Annotated in this window: 19 protein-coding genes (1 of these 19 running past the window's edge); all 19 read right to left on the bottom strand. The window is 40.2% G+C overall.

Annotated features, from left to right (window positions below):
• On the bottom strand, positions 1 to 887 hold the 5' portion of the coding sequence (gene lysS, locus NSQ44_RS00450; protein ID WP_340854422.1) for a lysine--tRNA ligase. It extends 616 nt beyond the left edge of the window; the window shows 887 of its 1,503 coding nt (coding positions 1–887); it begins with the start codon at positions 885 to 887; its stop codon lies off the left edge, out of view.
• A gap of 89 nt (positions 888 to 976) precedes the next feature.
• Positions 977 to 1,969 (bottom strand): tRNA dihydrouridine synthase DusB, encoded by a 993-nt coding sequence (gene dusB / locus NSQ44_RS00445; RefSeq protein WP_094244853.1) that lies wholly within the window; start codon positions 1,967 to 1,969, stop codon positions 977 to 979.
• 15 nt (positions 1,970 to 1,984) lie between these two features.
• The gene (locus NSQ44_RS00440; RefSeq protein WP_340854420.1) at positions 1,985 to 2,200 is read right to left on the bottom strand and encodes a helix-turn-helix domain-containing protein; all 216 of its coding nucleotides are present in this window, start codon (positions 2,198 to 2,200) and stop codon (positions 1,985 to 1,987) included.
• Positions 2,152 to 2,679 (bottom strand): 2-amino-4-hydroxy-6-hydroxymethyldihydropteridine diphosphokinase, encoded by a 528-nt coding sequence (gene folK / locus NSQ44_RS00435; protein WP_339193773.1) that lies wholly within the window; start codon positions 2,677 to 2,679, stop codon positions 2,152 to 2,154. The genes NSQ44_RS00440 and folK overlap by 49 nt, the downstream gene beginning before the upstream one ends.
• The gene (folB, locus tag NSQ44_RS00430; RefSeq protein ID WP_063387603.1) at positions 2,676 to 3,038 is read right to left on the bottom strand and encodes a dihydroneopterin aldolase; all 363 of its coding nucleotides are present in this window, start codon (positions 3,036 to 3,038) and stop codon (positions 2,676 to 2,678) included. The genes folK and folB overlap by 4 nt, the downstream gene beginning before the upstream one ends.
• On the bottom strand, positions 3,034 to 3,882 hold the full coding sequence (gene folP / locus NSQ44_RS00425; RefSeq protein WP_340789336.1) for a dihydropteroate synthase: 849 nt from the start codon (positions 3,880 to 3,882) through the stop codon (positions 3,034 to 3,036). Before folP ends, folB begins: the two co-directional genes overlap by 5 nt.
• Positions 3,873 to 4,751, bottom strand: a complete 879-nt coding sequence (gene pabC / locus NSQ44_RS00420; protein ID WP_340854417.1) for an aminodeoxychorismate lyase — start codon at positions 4,749 to 4,751, stop codon at positions 3,873 to 3,875. Before pabC ends, folP begins: the two co-directional genes overlap by 10 nt.
• Before the next feature lie 2 nt (positions 4,752 to 4,753).
• The gene (pabA, locus tag NSQ44_RS00415; RefSeq protein WP_340854414.1) at positions 4,754 to 5,341 is read right to left on the bottom strand and encodes an aminodeoxychorismate/anthranilate synthase component II; all 588 of its coding nucleotides are present in this window, start codon (positions 5,339 to 5,341) and stop codon (positions 4,754 to 4,756) included.
• Positions 5,338 to 6,768 (bottom strand): aminodeoxychorismate synthase component I, encoded by a 1,431-nt coding sequence (gene pabB, locus NSQ44_RS00410; protein ID WP_340854412.1) that lies wholly within the window; start codon positions 6,766 to 6,768, stop codon positions 5,338 to 5,340. The genes pabA and pabB overlap by 4 nt, the downstream gene beginning before the upstream one ends.
• Positions 6,769 to 6,910: 142 nt before the next feature.
• Complete coding sequence (gene cysK / locus NSQ44_RS00405) at positions 6,911 to 7,840, bottom strand: cysteine synthase A (protein WP_340854410.1); 930 nt, start codon at positions 7,838 to 7,840, stop codon at positions 6,911 to 6,913.
• An 85-nt stretch (positions 7,841 to 7,925) separates the two neighbouring features.
• Complete coding sequence (locus NSQ44_RS00400) at positions 7,926 to 8,807, bottom strand: peptidyl-prolyl cis-trans isomerase (protein ID WP_340854408.1); 882 nt, start codon at positions 8,805 to 8,807, stop codon at positions 7,926 to 7,928.
• Positions 8,808 to 8,829: 22 nt separating this feature from the next.
• Positions 8,830 to 9,714: an Hsp33 family molecular chaperone HslO gene (hslO, locus tag NSQ44_RS00395; protein WP_063387561.1), complete on the bottom strand. Its 885-nt coding sequence runs from the start codon at positions 9,712 to 9,714 to the stop codon at positions 8,830 to 8,832.
• Between the two features lie 7 nt (positions 9,715 to 9,721).
• Entirely contained in the window at positions 9,722 to 10,495 is a 774-nt protein-coding gene (locus NSQ44_RS00390; RefSeq protein ID WP_094246404.1) for a type III pantothenate kinase, read from the bottom strand.
• Positions 10,496 to 10,623: 128 nt separating this feature from the next.
• Entirely contained in the window at positions 10,624 to 12,585 is a 1,962-nt protein-coding gene (gene ftsH, locus NSQ44_RS00385) for an ATP-dependent zinc metalloprotease FtsH (protein WP_340854406.1), read from the bottom strand.
• Between the two features lie 93 nt (positions 12,586 to 12,678).
• The gene (gene hpt / locus NSQ44_RS00380) at positions 12,679 to 13,221 is read right to left on the bottom strand and encodes a hypoxanthine phosphoribosyltransferase (protein WP_340854404.1); all 543 of its coding nucleotides are present in this window, start codon (positions 13,219 to 13,221) and stop codon (positions 12,679 to 12,681) included.
• 20 nt (positions 13,222 to 13,241) lie between these two features.
• Entirely contained in the window at positions 13,242 to 14,618 is a 1,377-nt protein-coding gene (tilS, locus tag NSQ44_RS00375; RefSeq protein ID WP_340858059.1) for a tRNA lysidine(34) synthetase TilS, read from the bottom strand.
• 207 nt (positions 14,619 to 14,825) lie between these two features.
• Positions 14,826 to 15,800, bottom strand: coding sequence for a protein kinase domain-containing protein (locus NSQ44_RS00370; protein WP_340854402.1), 975 nt, complete (start codon positions 15,798 to 15,800; stop codon positions 14,826 to 14,828).
• Positions 15,769 to 16,500, bottom strand: a complete 732-nt coding sequence (locus tag NSQ44_RS00365) for a vWA domain-containing protein (RefSeq protein WP_066247229.1) — start codon at positions 16,498 to 16,500, stop codon at positions 15,769 to 15,771. Before NSQ44_RS00365 ends, NSQ44_RS00370 begins: the two co-directional genes overlap by 32 nt.
• A gap of 76 nt (positions 16,501 to 16,576) precedes the next feature.
• Positions 16,577 to 19,060 carry a stage II sporulation protein E gene (gene spoIIE / locus NSQ44_RS00360; RefSeq protein ID WP_340854400.1) on the bottom strand — a complete coding sequence of 828 codons (2,484 nt, stop codon included), beginning with the start codon at positions 19,058 to 19,060 and terminating at the stop codon, positions 16,577 to 16,579.
• Positions 19,061 to 19,089 lie beyond the last annotated feature (29 nt).

The following is a 19,089-nucleotide window of genomic DNA, read 5'->3' as shown; positions in this document are numbered from 1 at the left end:
GCAATCATGTTTTCTGTCAATTCCATAATATCATGGAAATCTGCATACGCCTCGTACAGTTCAAGCATGGTAAACTCGGGATTATGTCTTGTTGAAACGCCTTCGTTGCGGAAAACGCGGCCGATTTCATAAACTTTTTCTAAACCGCCGACAATCAGCCTTTTCAAATGAAGCTCAATCGCAATTCTCATGTACAAAGGCATATCCAAAGCATTATGATGAGTGATAAACGGTCGTGCTGCCGCTCCTCCAGCAATGGAGTGCATCATTGGTGTTTCTACTTCCAAATACCCGTGACTGTCTAAATAACGGCGCATGGATTGGATGATTTTGCTTCTTGTTATAAATGTGTTTTTGCTGTCAGGGTTCATAATAAGATCTAAATAGCGCTGGCGGTAGCGCTGTTCAATATCTTTAAGGCCATGGTATTTATCAGGAAGAGGGCGCAAAGCTTTCGTGAGCAGCACAAATTCCGTTGCTTTTACCGAGAGCTCGCCTACTTTTGTTTTAAAAACCGTTCCCTTCACACCAACAAGATCACCTAAGTCAGCCATGTCAAAAATTTCATACTGATCCTCGCCGACGCTGTCCTTCCGAACATAAATTTGAATTTGACCCGACAAATCTTGGATATGGGCGAAACCTGCTTTCCCTTTTCCGCGTTTTGTCATAATTCTGCCAGCTATAGAAACAAAAATATTTTTTTCCTCAAGTTCTTCCTTTGTAAACTCGCCGTACTGCTCTTTTAGTTCAATCGCCTGATGCGAGCGTTCAAATTTTTTTCCGAAAGGGTCGATTCCTTTATCTTTTAATGCATGAAGCTTTTCCCTGCGAACCTGCAATTGATCATTCAACTCTTCTTGGTTATGCAAACCTTCTTTGCTCATACGTATCCACTCCAATAATCTTAAAATTTAACATAGAAAACTGCCAGATTACTGGCAGCCGTCAAAGTATAAGAGAAAGCAGATTGTCTTTATGCGGATTGACGCTCTTTCTCTTCCACTTCACTTGCAAAACGTTCAAGAAGGGAGACCAGTTCTTCTTTTGTTTCACAGTTATTAATAGCATTTCTCACTTTTGCATTGCCTCGAATACCTTTTAAATACCAAGCGGCATGTTTACGCATCTCTCTAACAGCGATGTGCTCACCTTTTAAATTGATTAAACGTTCTAAATGCAGTTTGCATACATCAATCTTTTCCCGAACTGTCGGCTCATCAATTAATTCTCCTGTTTCTAAATATTTAACAGTGCGGTAAATCATCCATGGGTTGCCTAATGCAGCACGGCCGATCATAACCCCGTCTGCACCCGTCTCGTCCAGCATTCTCTTTGCATCTTGAGGGGTTTTGACATCCCCGTTGCCAATCACCGGAATATTCACAGCCTGCTTAACTTCTCTAATAATGTCCCAGTTGGCTTCTCCCTCATACATTTGAACACGGGTCCGTCCATGCAATGCAACAGCCTTGCCCCCTGCCCGCTCAACGGCTTGGGCATTTTCCACCGCATAAATATGTTCTTCATCCCAACCCATGCGCATTTTGACAGTTACCGGTTTTTTCACTGCATCCACAACAGCGGCAACCATATCATAAATTTTATTGGGATCAAGAAGCCATTTTGCTCCGGCATCACATTTCGTAATTTTCGGTACAGGACAGCCCATGTTAATATCGATAATATCTGCTGTTGTATTGTTATCGACAAATTTTGCCGCTTCCACTAATGTTTCTTTTTCACCGCCAAAAATTTGCAAGCTTAATGGTTTTTCCCGTTCATCAATATAGAGCATGTCCATTGTTTTCGCATTTTTATATAAAATGGCTTTATCGCTGACCATTTCAGCACAAACTAAACCCGCTCCAAATTCTTTGACCGTCAGCCGAAAAGCCGAATTGCATACGCCGGCCATCGGAGCAAGCACAACACGGTTTTTCAATTGAATATCTCCTATTTTAAACAATTTCACCTGCCTCCTTTATTTTTCAGTATCCTCAGGCATCAGCTCGTTCATGCTTACATTCAGCTTAGCAGCAATAATTTCTACTAATTCCTTGCTGGGAAGTCTGTTGCCCCTTTCAACTTCACCAAGAACCGATACAGAAACGCCTAAGTCTTTTGCAAGGCTTTCTTGTGTATAGCCTTTTAGCTTTCTAAAAGCGCGAATCCTTCTTCCCCATTTTTCTGCTTCCATATTCGCACTCCTTTTTTATCTTTTAATTGATCTATTAAAACCAGTAAAGAACGATGCTGATTAGGCCATTGTACATCTCGATCAATTTCAAACAAAGGAATCAATACGAAAGATCGTTCAAACATTCTCGGATGAGGTATGGTAAGCTGTTCTGTTTCAATATTTTCGTTATTATATAATAAAATGTCAAGGTCTATCGTTCTAGGCCCCCATTTAACTTCCCTTGATCTTCCTAAATCATATTCGATTTTTTGCGTAAATGCCAGCAGCTCAAACGGCGTGAAATTCGTCGCGATTTTAATGACCATGTTCAAAAACAACTCTTGGTCAATATAACCAACCGGATCGGTTTCATAAATAGAAGACATCTTGATAACCTCAACATCTGGATGCCTGTTCAATTGATTGATGCTTTCTTCCAAATAATATTCCCGATCGCCGATATTCGACCCTAAAGAAATATATGCATAGTTTTTCATGTTCTTCCCCTTTTGATTTCTACTGCTACAGACTTGTAATGACCCGGGATTGGCGGATCCGGCTTTACCACTTTTACTGTGCAATACAAAACAGTCGAAAACTCTTTTAACAGTTCAGATGCCAAATTTTCTGCAACGGCTTCAATAAGCTTATAGGGCTTACCCTCCACAATTTCCTTGCAAACCGTGTACACTTTCGCATAATTCACTGTATCGTCTAGTTCATCCGTTTTTCCTGCTTGCTTTAGATCCGTCTCTAAAATAACATCAACTCGAAATCGTTGTCCAAGTTTATTCTCTTCAGGATAAACGCCATGATAGCCCCAAAACTCCATTCCCGTTACATAGATCTTATCAATCGTGATCGCGCCCCTTTCCGAGCATCGCATCCATCATTTTCACCATCCGCGCAATCGGTTTAACGTCATGAACCCGAACGAATTGGCAGCCCTTTTGCACTCCTAAGCATACGGTAGCCGCTGTGCCTTCCATACGCTCCTCTACCGGTAGATCGAGAACTCGTCCGATAAATCTTTTTCTCGACGTACCCAGCAAAACAGGGAAACCAAGGTTTGTAAATTCCTCTAGATGACGCATGACGTGGAGATTATCTTCAAAAGTTTTGGCAAAACCGATTCCTGGATCAAGGATGATTTGTTCGTCCCGAACGCCTGCTTTTTTGGCGATCTCGACACTTTCCATTAAATCGGAAATCATGTCTTTAATCAGATCATTATACCCTTCTTTTTCTCGATTGTGCATTAGAATGATTGGTACGTTATATTCTGCTGCCACGCGAGCGATGTCCGGCTCTTTTTTCGCCCCCCAAACATCATTGATGATGGTTGCTCCAGCTTCCACCGCTTTTTTTGCCACATTCGCTTTGTACGTATCAATGGAAATAGGAACATGAATTTCTTTTGATAATTTTTCAATGACTGGAAGGACTCTGGCCAGCTCCTCCTCTTCTGAAACGGGTTCATGGCCCGGACGGGTTGATTCACCCCCGACATCAATGATATCGGCGCCATTTTCCACCATTTCTTTTGCATGCTTTAAAGCTTTCTCGATATCGTTAAATTTTCCGCCGTCCGAAAAAGAATCAGGCGTAACGTTTAATATTCCCATTACTTGGGTTTTATCTTCGTAGTGTAATTGATACGGTCCGCACTGTAATATTTTTTCTTTCTCTATTACCCCCATTGTTCATCACCCACTTCGAATTCAGATCTTGTCAAAATATGCTGCCGCACCTTCTTATAAATGGTAATTAATCGATTGGTCAAAATTCCCTGTTCACCTGCAAATGCAGTCTGACCAATATGTGTAATTGGGACAATCTCCTGCAAGGAATTTGTGATAAAAACTTCTTGTGCAGATAACAGATGATCCAATGGATACAATCCTTCTTCATAAGGAATGCGATGTTTTTCAAGGATGGTTAACACAAACTGTCTAGTAATTCCGTTTAATATTCCTGTGCTGACAGCCGGTGTATAGACGGTGTTGTTTTTTACCCAAAAAATGTTGGAAACAATCCCTTCTGCGACATATCCTGAATGTGTTAAAAATATACCTTCCGTTTTCGGATTATCTCCAATTTCTCTCTTTGCCAGCACATTATTTAAAAAATGGTGCGATTTTATGCGAAATGATCCTTCCGGCGTGTTTCGCCGAACCGAAAGAATGACCCCCTGTTTTGTCAATCTTTCCGGCAAATTTAACTCTTTTATAAAAAAGATTAACACCGGATTTTTATAAGGAGCCGCCGACAACCCCAGCTCCTCTACACCCGCTGAAACATTTATCCGGATATATGCATTATTTAAATGATTTAATTCAAGCAGTCTTCTAATAATTTGTTCTGCTTCCGAGTAAGAAAGAGAAAAATCTATGCCAAGCTCGCGAACCGCTGCATTTAAGCGATCGATATGATCATACAGTAAAAATGGATGACCGTTATAAGTCCTTAATGTTTCAAAAGCGCCGATTCCGTATAAAAATCCATGATCGAACGGAGAAATATGCAGCTCATTCTGCTTTTTATATTCACCATTTACATATAAGTACACTTTTATACACTCTTTTCTTCCGTACGATAATAGGAAAGGAAATGCTTTAACATCAGTTTTCCATGTTCAGTCATAATTGATTCCGGATGAAACTGAACGCCTTCAACCGGCAAAGATTTATGGCGAATTCCCATAATCTCTCCGTCATTCGTCCACGCTGAAATTTCAAAACAATCCGGAAGCGTTTCTTTTTTGACAATTAAAGAGTGATACCTTGTAGCGGTGAACGGGTTGTCTAAGCCGTCGAAAATAGTTTTTCCGTCATGATAAATTTGCGATGTTTTGCCGTGCATTAATTTGTCTGCGCGAACAACATCCCCACCGAACACTTGAGCTATTGATTGATGACCTAAGCATACGCCAAAAATCGGAATTTTCCCTGCGAAATGCTTAATTGCCTCCATGCTGATCCCCGCCTCATTCGGCGTACACGGACCGGGAGAAATCATCAAATAGGCTGGATTGAGCCGTTCAATTTCCTCAATCGTAATTTCATCATTTCGTCTGACAACAAGCTCTTCGCCGAGCTCACCAAGGTATTGGACTAAATTGTACGTAAAAGAATCATAGTTATCAATCATTAAAATCATCTCTTCTCACCTCTAACTAACTTATTCTCATCTTCGCTCAAATCTTTTGCTTTCCATAACGCTTTTGCTTTTTTCAAACACTCTTTATATTCATATTCTGCAACAGAATCAATGACGATTCCAGCACCTGCTTGCACATAACCCCAACCGTTTTTAGCCAGCAGCGTCCGTATTACAATATTAAATTCTAAATCTCCATTAAAGCCGAGCCAGCCGATCGAACCAGTATATAACCCTCTTCTAGTCGGCTCCAGCTCTTCAATTATTTCCATTGTTCGAACCTTCGGCGCTCCCGTGATTGTGCCGCCCGGAAATACAGCACGCATAATGTCGTAAAATCCTTTTCCTTCTTGCAGCTCGCCGCGAACATTTGACACGATATGAATGACATGTGAATATTTCTCAATAGCCATCAGTTCGTTAACTTCAACACTGCCATATTTACATACCCGCCCTAGATCATTTCGTTCTAAATCTACAAGCATGATATGTTCTGCACGTTCTTTTTCATTGGTGATTAATTCCTCAGAAAGCTGGCGGTCTTCTTCATCGCTTCTTCCTCTTGATCTCGTTCCAGCAATCGGACGGGTATTCAGTACATTTCCCCTCTTTTTTATGAGCAGCTCTGGAGATCCACTGGCAATTTGAAACTCAGGAGTATGAATATAGGCCATATATGGGGATGGGTTAATTTTCCGTAATGCTTTATAAATTTCAAACGGATGCGTCGAAAGCGGTTTTGCTTGTCTGACGGATAAGTTGACTTGAAATACATCACCGCTTGCAATATAATCCTTTACTCTTTCAACAGCTTTTTTAAACGGCTGTTCCATAAACATTATCGGCTCATAGCTGAGATCAGCTGAATTCGTATAGCTGAAAATCGTTTCCTCACTTTGCTTACACCATAAAGCTTTCATTTCTTCCAGCCGCTTTTGTGCAGCATCTTTTTCCCCATGTTTATGATACGTTATCAGCCAAAGTGTTTTTTCAGTATGATCAAAAACGGCGATATCTTGAAAAACGATAAAATAAATGTCGGGTACGTGTAAATCGTCCACAGCTATATTGGGTAATTTTTCGAAATAACGAACTGCATCATAGCTAATAAAGCCGATAGCGCCTCCTTGAAAGTCGGGAAGGGAAGGATCGCTTTCACATTTAAACTGTTTCATCCATCCTTCAAAGAGCAAGAGCGGATTTCCTTCTTTTACTTCTTTTTTGTTTTCGCTATAGATCGTAATTGCCCCGTTTTTTCCTTGTATGACGGCAAAAGGGTTTAAACCAGCTATGCTGTAGCGGCCGCCTCTTCCGCTTTCGAGAAGAGCGTAATGTTGTTGTTGTTTTGCCAGCGTTTCAAAGCGATTGAAAAATTGTTCTTTTTCAAAAGGTATTTGGACTGCCAGCAGTTTTCTCACAGATTCCATCGTTCACTCTCCTTCACCCATAAACTTATTTTACAACAAGAAGGAGAGCTTGGCATCAACAGTATTATTTTTCCCCTTCACTAAAAATCCAAAAGGCTGCCGACAAAGTTCGTCGACAGCCTTTAAACTATTATTCATTCTATTATTCTTCGTCAAACTTATATAATGGAGTACTTAAATATCTTTCTCCATTACTTGGGATGACTGCTAGTACCTTTTTGCCTTTTCCTAGCTCTTTCGCCACTTTCAATGCGGAGAAAATGGCAGCACCTGAGGAAATTCCACCTAATACTCCTTCTTCTCTCGCAGCTTTTCTAGCGGCTTCAAAAGCTTGTTCAGTTGTAACAGTGATGACTTCATCATAAATCTCTGTATTTAAAATATCCGGAACAAATCCAGCTCCAATACCTTGAATTTTATGCGGACCCGGTTTTCCGCCCGATAATACAGGTGAATCAGCCGGCTCAACAGCATAAATTTTTATGTTCGGATATTTTTCTCTTAATACTTGACCTGCACCAGTAATCGTACCTCCAGTACCGATTCCGGCGACAAATGCATCCAATTGATCGCCCATTTGCTCAACGATTTCCGGACCAGTTGTTAAACGGTGAATTTCCACATTTGCTTTGTTTTTAAATTGCTGCGGCATGAAATAGCCGTGTTTTTCCGCAAGCTCCTCTGCTTTTTTAATAGCCCCTTTCATGCCTTCTGGACCAGGAGTTAAAACAAGCTCTGCTCCATATGCACGCAATAAATTGCGGCGCTCTAAACTCATTGTTTCTGGCATAACTAAAATAGCATGTAAACCTTTTGCAGCTGCCACCATTGCTAAACCGATCCCTGTGTTTCCGCTTGTCGGTTCGATAATTGTGTCTCCAGGTTTTAGTTTGCCTTCTTTTTCTGCCGCTTCAATCATTGCTAATGCAATACGGTCTTTTACACTTGATCCGGGGTTGAAAAATTCAAGCTTTAAATAAACGTCTGCGCTGTCCTCTTCTACAATTTTTCCTAATTTTACAACGGGGGTCTTTCCAATTAGATCTAATATGGAGTTTGCAACAACTGCCATCTTATACACCTCTATTTCCAAGTAATTATATTGGTTTTATTGAAAATAATATACCAATAAATTTATGAATTGTCAATCTTTTTCTTCATTTTTCATAAAACCATGTTACGCCGATGTCATCCCACAGCTGCTTTGCTGATACATTTCCTTCCATCTGTTCCAAAGCGATTTGCCTGCGAATCTGATCCTTTACTTCGTCAAACTCCAGCTGTTCTCCTTTTATTTTCTCATGCAAAAATATAATCGCATATCCTCTTTCCAGCGGTATTGGGTCCGACCACTCATTGACCTTCATTGTTTTAGCTTGTTCAATATATTCCGGCGGTACATCGCTGGAACTTTCGGAAACATAACCGAGGTCTCCGCCTTCCTTCGCTGTCAACTGATCCTTGGACCGTTCAGCTGCAATCCCTTCAAAGCTTGATCCGCCTTTTAATTCATTTATAATTTGTTGGACTTCTTTTTTTGAATCAACCACGATATGGGAAAGATGATACGTGTCATTCATAATATATTGATGTTTATTTTCTTCATAAAATTTCTTCAATTCATTCTCACTAATGTTGACATCTTTCGTTAAAAGCTCTTCTAATAAAATACTATAGCGAATTTGTTTTCTCAGTTCTTTGTCGTTAAACACGCTATCGCCGTATGATTGAGACGATATTTTATACATTTGTATTTCACGTTCAACTGTTTTTTCATCTACATCAATATGATTCTTTTTTGCAAGCTCGTCCACAACTTGAATATTGATCATTTCCTCAAGTGTTGTTTTCCCAAATCGTTTTTCCAGTTCATTTAACCATTCCTGCCTCGTAATGCGGCTATTGCCGATTTTGGCAACAATTTCATCATTTTTCTCTTTTTGCGCTTCTCTTGTATAAGCACTTACCAAAAAGGCAATCGTCACGCAGTTCGTTAATACAAGACTGAAAATTATGACCAAAAGCGCTTTTTTACTCATTCCTCCAGCTCCCTGCCATAATCTATTTTCTAGATGCCGCTTCTTTTAATTCCTGCAACTCTTCTTTTGAAAACACATACACCTCATTACAGAAATGGCATTGAGCTTCAGCTTTTTCATCCTCATCGATGATTTGTTGAATTTCCTCTTCTCCCAGGCTAATAATGGCATTTGCAAACCTATCTTTAGAACAGCTGCAGTGGAAGCTGACAGGCATTCGATCGATCACTTTCATATTCCCTTCGCCCAGGACACCTTCCAATATTTCCTCAGGAGTCAGCCCTTTTTGAATTTGCTTAGAGATCGGCTCTATTGTTTGTAACCGCGTCTCAATTTCCGTAATGATTGATTCTTCAGTTCCCGGCATGAGCTGAATAATAAATCCGCCAGCAGCCAGAACAGAGTTATCAGGGTTGACTAAAACTCCCACTCCTACTGAAGACGGGACTTGCTCTGACGTCACTAAATAATAGGCAAAATCTTCTCCCAGCTCGCCGGAAATAATAGGGACTTTACCGGAAAAATGCTCCCTTAATCCTAAATCCTTAACAATCGACAATGTACCGTTTTTCCCGACTGCGCGGGCTACATCCAGTTTGCCGTGTTTATTTAATTCAAAATGGGTCTTTGGATTAGATACATAACCTCTCACTTGACCTTTTGAATTACTGTCAATGACAATGGCTCCTATTGGACCTCCGCCTTCTATTTTTATCGTTAGCTTCTCATCACCCTTTAGCATTGAACTCATCATCACGCCGGCTGTCATTGCTCTTCCAAGAGCAGCGGTGGCTGTCGGCCATGTTTGGTGGCGGCGTTGAGCTTCACTCACTGTATCAGTCGTCTTCACTGCATATGCTCGCACTCCTCCGCCATAGGCTAAAGATTTGACTAAATAATCGTTCATTTGTTTCCTACTCCCTTCCGAGATTTCGTTCGTAAATTAACCGCAAGCCTGTTAATGTTAACAATGGATCAACGATTTCGATCATGTCAGACTCATTGGCGATTAGCCCGGCTAGACCGCCTGTAGCAATAACTCTCGGTTCCTTTTTAGCTTGCGCTTTCATCCTTCTGACAATTCCTTCTACTTGACCAACATAGCCGAATAAAATTCCTGATTGCATGGCGGCTACTGTATTTTTCCCAATAATATGGTCAGGTTTGGCGATTTCGATTCTAGGAAGCTTCGCGGCTTTTGAGTATAAAGCTTCGGTGGAAATGTTAATCCCTGGTGCAATGGCACCGCCTTCATATTGTCCTTTTTCATTAATGTAGCAATAAGTTGTTGCTGTACCGAAGTCAACAATAATAAGCGGACAGCCATATAAATGAACACCGGCAACTGCATTGACGATCCTGTCCGCCCCAACTTCACGCGGATTATCATACTTTATATTAAGGCCTGTTTTAATTCCTGGGCCGACAATAAGCGGATCTACATGAAAATATTTCTCGCACATTTTTTCCATGGCATACATAATCGGTGGAACGACAGAAGAAATAATAATTCCCGTTATGTCCGAAAATTTTAATCCTACGTATTCAAACAATGATTTAAACATCATTCCGTATTCATCTTCTGTTTTATGTCGATTGGTTTCAATTCGCCAATTGTAAAGCAATTGTTCTTTTTCGTATACTCCAATCACCGTATTTGTGTTCCCAACATCTAAAGCTAAAATCATGTCCATCACCTTTTCCCTTCGTTCAAACATTCCCTCATCATCATATCACATATTGATCGCAGCAGGCTGTTATGGAGTACGTGAGCAATAGAAAACCGTCAACTTTAAACAGTTGACGGCTTTATTACTTATTCTTCTTTAAGCTCCGGCTTGATAGAGGGAGACTCATCTTTCTTTGTCTGAATATTGACTTTTACAGCTTCATCTTTTTGATTGCTTTCATCTTTTTTCACATTTTCTGAAGCTGCTTTTTGTTCAGACTTATCAGGCAATGAACCGTGTTCCACCAGATGCTTAATTTGTTCTGCATCAAGTGTTTCCACTTCTAATAACGTTTTTGCAATTAGTTCAAGTTTATCGCGATTTTCTGTCAAAATTCGTTTTGCTTTTTCATAACATTCTTTAATGATGCGCTGAATTTCTAAGTCGATTTCATAAGCAATCGCATCACTATAATTTTGCTCACTTTGGATGTCACGCCCTAAAAAGACTTGGCCTTGAGAGTTTCCAAATTGCAATGGACCCAATTTTTCTGACATTCCAAATTCTGTAACCATTCTGCGCGCAATATTCGTCGCACGCTGGAAGTCGTTATGGGCACCGGTGCTAACCTCACCGAATACAATTTCCTCTGCAACCCGACCGCCAAGCAGTCCAGTTATTTTATCAAGGAGCTCAGGTTTTGTCATGAAATAGCGGTCTTCTTTCGGCAGCATGACAGCATATCCTCCAGCTTGACCCCGAGGAACAATCGTTACTTTATGCACCATTTCCGCCTCATCTAAAACGAGACCGATAACGGTATGTCCGCCTTCATGATAGGCAACAATACGGCGCTCCTTTTCCGAAATAACCCTGCTTTTTTTCGCAGGTCCTGCAATTACACGATCGGTTGCCTCGTCTATATCCGCCATATCGATTTTCTTTTTATTTTGGCGAGCAGCAACGAGAGCAGCCTCATTCAATAGGTTTTCCAAGTCAGCTCCAGAAAAGCCCGGCGTTCTCATCGCAATGTTCCGCAAATTCACCGATTCATCCAACGGTTTATTGCGTGCATGCACTTTGAGCACTGCTTCGCGCCCGTTCACATCCGGACGATCAACCGTAATTTGACGGTCAAATCGACCAGGGCGGAGAAGGGCTGGGTCTAAAATATCCGGACGGTTTGTCGCCGCAATAATAATGATTCCTTCGTTGGAACTAAATCCATCCATCTCAACGAGAAGCTGATTTAACGTTTGTTCACGTTCATCGTGACCGCCGCCTAAACCTGCTCCTCTTTGGCGTCCAACAGCATCAATTTCATCAATAAAAATGATACACGGGGCATTTTTCTTAGCCGTTTCAAACAAATCACGAACACGAGAAGCACCTACACCGACAAACATCTCAACAAAATCAGATCCGCTTATGGAGAAAAACGGCACACCTGCTTCTCCAGCCACCGCGCGGGCCAGCAATGTTTTACCAGTTCCCGGAGGGCCTACTAAAAGGACTCCTTTCGGTATGCGCGCTCCAAGTTCAGAAAACTTGCGGGGATCCTTTAAAAATTCAACAACTTCCACTAGTTCAGCCTTTTCCTCATCGGCTCCTGCAACATCTTTAAATTTTACTTTTTTCTTGTCGTCGTTATACAGCTTTGCCTTGCTCTTCCCGAAGTTCATAACTCGGCTTCCGCCGCCTTGAGCCTGATTGAGCACAAAGAAGAACAAAATAAAGATTATAATAAATGGGATGAGGGATGTGAAAAATTGCACCCATCCGTTTGTATCATCTGCTGGGGACCATTTAACTTCCGTTTGATTTTTTGAAGCAGCCGTATTGATGAGGTTTAATGCGTCATCGCCTGATAAATAGGTGATAAAGTATTGATTTTCTTCATATCCCTTCAGCTGTCCTCTGACTTCATATACTCCTCTTACTGGTTTTAACGTTATATTTTCAACATCTCCGTTTTCCAAATTGGAGATGAAGGTACTATATGTCATTTGTTCAGTTTTTTGGTTACCGCCTTGAAAAAAATTCACAACGCCGATAACCACTAAAAAAATCAGCAAATAAAATACGGTGTTTCGGAAAATCCGATTCATTCCTTACCTCCTCCCACAATGAAACAAACTATATTCAATAGTATCATAGAAAATCATCCCAGCACAACTGATACGCTATCTTTTCAACGATCATTATTTATTTTGATAAACTTCAGGCTTTAATATCCCTATAAACGGAAGGTTGCGGTATTTTTCCGCATAGTCCAGACCATAACCGACAACGAACGCATCCGGAACTTCAAAACATACATAATCTGCCTTAATATTTGCCTTTCGTCCGCTCGGTTTGTCCAAAAGGGTTACAATTTTAACAGATGCTGCTTTCCGGTACCGGAAAAGATCGACTAAATAGCTTAATGTCAATCCGCTATCGATTATATCTTCAATGATTAAAAGATCCCGGCCTTCGACGGAAGTGTCTAAATCCTTAATTATTTTCACCTCACCCGATGAAACGGTTTTGTTTCCATAACTGGAAACGTCCATAAAATCAATTTCCAAATATGTATTAATATGCTTTATTAAATCCGCCATAAACGGCATAGCGCCTTTTAAAACCCCGATAGCGAGGGGAAACTTATTTTTATATTCCTCCGTTAATATCGCCCCTAATTCTTTCACTTTTTCTTTGATTTCTTCTTCTGAAATTAAGACTTTTTCAATATCCTCGATCATTTTCTTTCCTCCTGATGAGATCACTGCTCTTTATATTGTAATACAATATAAGATTCATTGGTAATGCTAATTTCCTCTAAATTTGATTTTTTTACAAGCGGAATCCATATGATTTGGCCGTTGCCATTTTCAACGATTGGGAGAAGGTTGCGCTCTTCCCTCGGTATTTTTTTATCAATAAAAATATCTTTTACCTTTTTCGTACCGTTCATGCCTTTAATTGTCATTTTGTCTCCTTTTTTTCTGCTCCGAATAATTAAAGGCGGAACGTACCATTTTTTTGGAAGATAGAAAACGTCATCACCTTTATACGAAGGAATCCCAAAAAAGGTTTCAGTAAAAAATATTTTTCCGTTCGGCAAATGTTTTTTTCCCGGTACCGGTACCGTGTAGCAGAAAGATTCACTATTTGGCGATTGAAACGTAAAGGTGCATTCATCATAAGATTTTATGACTTTGAGCCCCATAGGCAAATGAAGCATCCCCGAAGGGTGCGCTTTCATCAAAAATTCGTTTACATTTTCAATATGAACAGCCGAGAAGGAGCCGCTTTTTATCAGATCATTCAATATTTGATAAACCGCTCTCCTTTTGATCGGATCAGGAAGCTTTTTATATTCTTGTTTATGAATAGTAACGGAAGAATTCGTTTTTCTTATCACTACTTTATTTAATTTTTCCTTCGTTAATTCCTCCAAAAATCGCTCATCATCCAAAAAGACCTCACTGAAATATTGAAAATGTTCATGCAGCCTTTTGTTCTCCTTTTTCAAAAACGGCAAAACATATTTGCGAAACCTGTTCCGTGTATACGTATCTTTTTCATTGCTTGGATCAAATCGGGGCGCCAGCTGAAATTCTTCACAATACTTTAAAATTTCTTCCTTTGTTGCGGCTAAAAAGGGGCGTATGATTCTCCCTCTGCCGAAAGGCCGTATGACAGGAATTCCCGCTAGTCCCTTCCCTATTGTTCCGCGAACAAGATTCATTAAAATCGTTTCAATTTGGTCATCTCCATGATGAGCTAGAGCCAAAGCATCCGCCTGAAGCTGATCCATCAACTCTAAGAAAAATTGGTAGCGGCATTCTCTAGCAGCCTGCTGGGCATTCAACCGGTGTTTCTCAGCATAACGGGCCGCATTGATTTGCTTAGCGTAACAAGGTATGTTTAATTCCCGGCAAAAATTGATGACAAATTCCATCTCTTTTTGTGATTCTATGCCTCGGAACATATGATCAACATGTGCTGCTATAACAGTGATGCCATATTGATCTTTAAATGTATTTAAAAAATGTAGAAGTGCCAGTGAATCCGGGCCGCCGGACACACCTACTATGACCGTACTATTTTTTTGGAGCAATTGATGTTTTTCAATAAACGCACATACATTTTGAATCAAAGACCGTCACATCCAATATTTCTCTAGTTATCTTTATCCTATCATTATTTGCCTGCCTTCTGCAAAGACAAAGCCTTTTGCATTTTACTGTTATTTTCCTAAAAGGGAAGCTGTTCAGATCGGACATTTTTTGAAATAGGCGGGGTACTCGCGGAAGCATGAGAAGGGGGAAAAGCACTGCCGCTTTAAACAAGCAGCAGCCATTTACAGAAGGGTCGCAAAAATATATAAAGAATATAGAAATGCTAGGCAAACCATGATCACCAATGTTTCGATCAGCCCTTTGCTTTTCTTTTTCTTTCTTTTTCGATTGTTAGCTGTTCTTTTCGGTTTAGATTGTGCTTGTACATTTCTCTTTCTTTGCAAATTAGCGTTTGAAACATGATGCAAAAGATCCTGCTTCATTTCCAAAGCGGATGAATAGGAGCCAAATAAAGCTTTCGTCAACACTTGTTTTCTTTCGTTTAAAAAAGGATGGGAGTTAATGATTTGCATCAATTGCTCCTTACTGTTTCCTTTTTTTGAAAAGCGTTTTTGAAAAACAGCATTGATAATAATCATACCGACTGCAAAAAGATCATACTTCGGTTCAGCTTTTCTCGTCCCCAATTCCCAGTATCCCCTGTCAAAAAACTCTGTAAATTCTTTAATGGATCTTCCATTTATCGTTGTGCCACCTACATCAATACAGCGAATTTTGGGAGGAGGTCCTGTAACAATTAGATTGTCAGGCTTTAAATCACCAAAAACCCAGCCTGACTGATGAAGCTCCTCCAAATTGGACAAAAGCTGCAAGATTAGCACGTCAATCCAAATCGCACCATTATTTTTAATAAACTGGATAAAATGTTCACCTTTAACATACTCCATAACATAAAACGGAAGCATCTTTCCGCTAGCTGTGTTAAACCAATCGTCCACATCGATCAAAGAAGGCCCAAGGCACGAACCTTGGACCTTGGCCAGTCTCTTTAACACGTTTACTTCTGAAGTGATTCCCATGCTATTTTCACTTATTTTTAATGCTGCATACCCTTCACTGGATTCAATAAGGTAAACCGATCCTGTTGCTCCGCACCCCAGCATTTTTAATATCCGATACGTGTTTCCATGCCATTTTCCTTTAATAATGGTACCGGGAAGAACTTTACATGCTTTGTTCATCGAGGTATTCATCATCGAGCATTCCCCTCAATGAGCGTTTTTGTTTAAAATGTTGTATAGCTCCTTTTATCGCCGGACCAGTTGGTGTCAATCCTTCTGTCGTTAATTTCGGAAAAATGGTTGATAAAGAATCCAGTTTCGGAGTCCAATCCAATAAAATTTCTGTTTCTGATCTTTTCCCAGGAAATATAAACAGCGAATATTGATTATTGCCTATTCTTGAATTTAGGCTAATGGATAAATCAAAAAGCGCTTCTTTTACCGTTGGAAGCTTTGGCCCCATGCTTGCGCTCGTATCTACGAGAATTAAAATTTCTAAATTGACCGTTTCACCAAGCTCTTCCACAACCTCCATAACTTCACCACGCTGTTCAGGCGGCAGCTCTTCTATAGAAGTTGATTTTCCTAAAATATGCTTTAATTCACGATTGACAACTCCCTGCAATGTTTGTGTCATCGCTTTTCTAGTGACCATCTGTACTGTTTGTGAAAGCTGATGGGCATAAACTACCTGGCTCACTCCTCCCCCTGCCTCAGCAATTCCTTCTATTTCCTGCATTGCATCTTGATCTATCACATTCTCTTCTAAAATCCCAATTACGTTGACAGTAATCCCATGCTCCTTAGCTAAAGCCGCCATAGCAATTGGATCTTCACCATGATTTGAGCATCCGTCAGTTAACAACAAAATTTGTTTTAATGTCCCTTTTCTCATTTTTCCTCCTCCTGGTCAATGATTTATTACCATCCTCACCAGAAGGAAAACGTTTTATACTAAGCATGGCAGAAAATCAGCTTATCTTTTTCGATTTATAAAAATTTGAAACAGGAATCGCCGCCCATTTCGGTGTATTATGATTAATTCGAGCCACCACAACCGTCATATCGTCATCGATTGCCCCCGATCTGGAGCGAATCACCTCCTCCATAATTAAATCGGCTATTTCTTGTGGATCATCTGTCTCTATTTCTTTTATTTTTCTTTTCATCCATAAATCATAATTTTCTACATGCCTTGGTCCCTCAAATATTCCGTCACTCATCATAATTAATAAATCTCCTGCTTTTAGCTGTTCGTCTACAATGTCCACCTCAAATTCATCGATAATGCCAATCGGCAAATTACTAGACTCGATTTTGATAATTTTATTTCCTCGTTTAATAAAACTCGGAGTAGATCCGATTTTCATAAATTTGCAATTGGCGCTTTGTAAATCAATGATAGACAAATCTAATGTTGCATAAATTTCATCTGTCGTTCTCAACGACAATATAGAGTTGATGGTTTTGATAGCAATTTTTTCATCAATGCCTGATTGAAGAATTTTTTCCAACAATTTAATCGTTTCATTGCTTTCAAAATGAGCCCTTTCCCCGTTCCCCATTCCATCGCTAATGGCTATGGCAAATTTTCCGACGCCCAATTCAATCATGGAATGGCTGTCGCCTGAAACAAGACCTCCTCCTTTTGCAGCATGAGCAACACCCGTTTCCACTTTGTATGCTTTTGCAGAACCGAACACAACGTGGCAAAATCCATTTGGATAACCTGCACATTCTTCATTTTTCACGATGATCATTTCGTTTAATATATCGGAAAGCATCGGAGCAATAATTTTTTCACATTCTCCATGGCCGCCGCAATACGGAATGCTCATTTCTATATCGACGTTCCCTTTTTCAAGGCTGTATATATCAATATGGCCAATTTCTAAACCGAAGTTTTGAAGAGCATAGAAAATTTGCTCTTCCTGCAGAAAATGATGTTCCCGTTCCTTTTTCATTTCCCGAGAAAAGTCGGACATTACTTGAGCAACTCCTAGCAGCTGTTCAGCTACCAATCTTCTGCTTTCTTGCACTTGCTTTTTTAATTTCCGATTCGCTTCTAAAAAGTGCATTTCCTGCTCAATCGTCCCGACCACTAGATTAGCTTTCGAACAATGCCTGTGAAGCTTTTTCTGCAATCTGCGATTATTTGCATACGTCTTTTCTTTCGTTTCATTCATCACTTGCTTCATTAATTGATATGTCTGGTCAAAATTGTTGACCCAGCATTTCTCCTTCTTAAAACAAGTTTGGCATGTCTGTCCGGTGATCTTGCTTAAAAATAAATCCGTTTCTCTTTCTATATCCTCTCCATCCTCCGGGTAAAAAGTCGAAAAGCTCTCAGATAATGCCCGAAAAACGTTAGAAAATTGATCAACCCGCCGAGCAGTTATATCACGTATATTTCGAACATACTTCTGCTGCTCCAAAACATGCTCGTTTGTTCCAGGAATATGCTTTGCCAGCTGTTCTGTAAAGCTTTTCGGGGTCAGTAAAAACAGCAAAACCGCGGCGCCCGATTCCCATAAGGTTGTCCAAACATCAGCCGATCCTTCTCCATATAGCGTGATTAAAAGTGAGCCAATGATCAGGCCAACTGACGCTCCTGCTTTTTGTCCTTCCTTTAGCAGACCTCCCAATAAACCTGAAAATGCAAGTAGGCTCATATGATACAAATTGGAGACATTCGCCAGGCTAAGCACCAAACCTGTTACAGCACCAACTGTACATCCGATGCCTGCACCTCCGGTAAAAGCGAGCAATAGGACAATATATCGTGAAAGAACATGTTCCGCCTGTATATTTTGGTAACTGATTCCAACTAAGCCCGTCATGACGGACGCAAGCAAAATCATCAAGCAGATAATCTCTTCGACTCGTAAAGTTTGTTTATATTTCCGCACTGAAAGAAGCGGGATGCTCTGCAAAAAAATCAACGTCAGGATGATCGACAGACCTGCCTCAACCCCTGTCATTAAAAGATCGTACGTGCTGATAAATCCTGCAGTTAACTTTGAATATAAAAGGCGGCTGGCAGCAAGTCCCGAAAAAATCGTAAAAGGCAATATTTTTATTTCATCTGTTTTAATGAAAAAACTAGTCATTTTATGAAGCAAAAGAAATATACATATAGAAGAAAGCACTAACAAACATAATTCCAATGAGATGGTGAATGCCCCTGCAATTAGTGATAGTGCAGCAAGCAATGCCTTGTCCCTTTTTAAAAGCCATACAGCTCCAAAAAAAGGAAGGGCAAACGGAATAATTTCAGATAAAATAAAAGCTCTCCCCAGCAAAAACCCGATCAATACATAAACAAACCCTTTGTGAAACAGAAAAGAATGCAAATGCAGCCCCGCTCTTTTCCAAGATCTCCATAGAAGTGATTGTGTTCTTTCCAATTGGACATTGGCAAAAGGTATCAGAAATCTTCTCTCAACTTTTTCCATTATAGCGACACTCCTCCTACTACCGTAAT

Origin of the sequence: Aeribacillus sp. FSL M8-0254, assembly GCF_038008845.1 — a bacterium.
GTDB lineage: Bacteria > Bacillota > Bacilli > Bacillales > Aeribacillaceae > Aeribacillus > Aeribacillus composti.
This window is presented reverse-complemented; position numbering and strand designations above follow the sequence as displayed.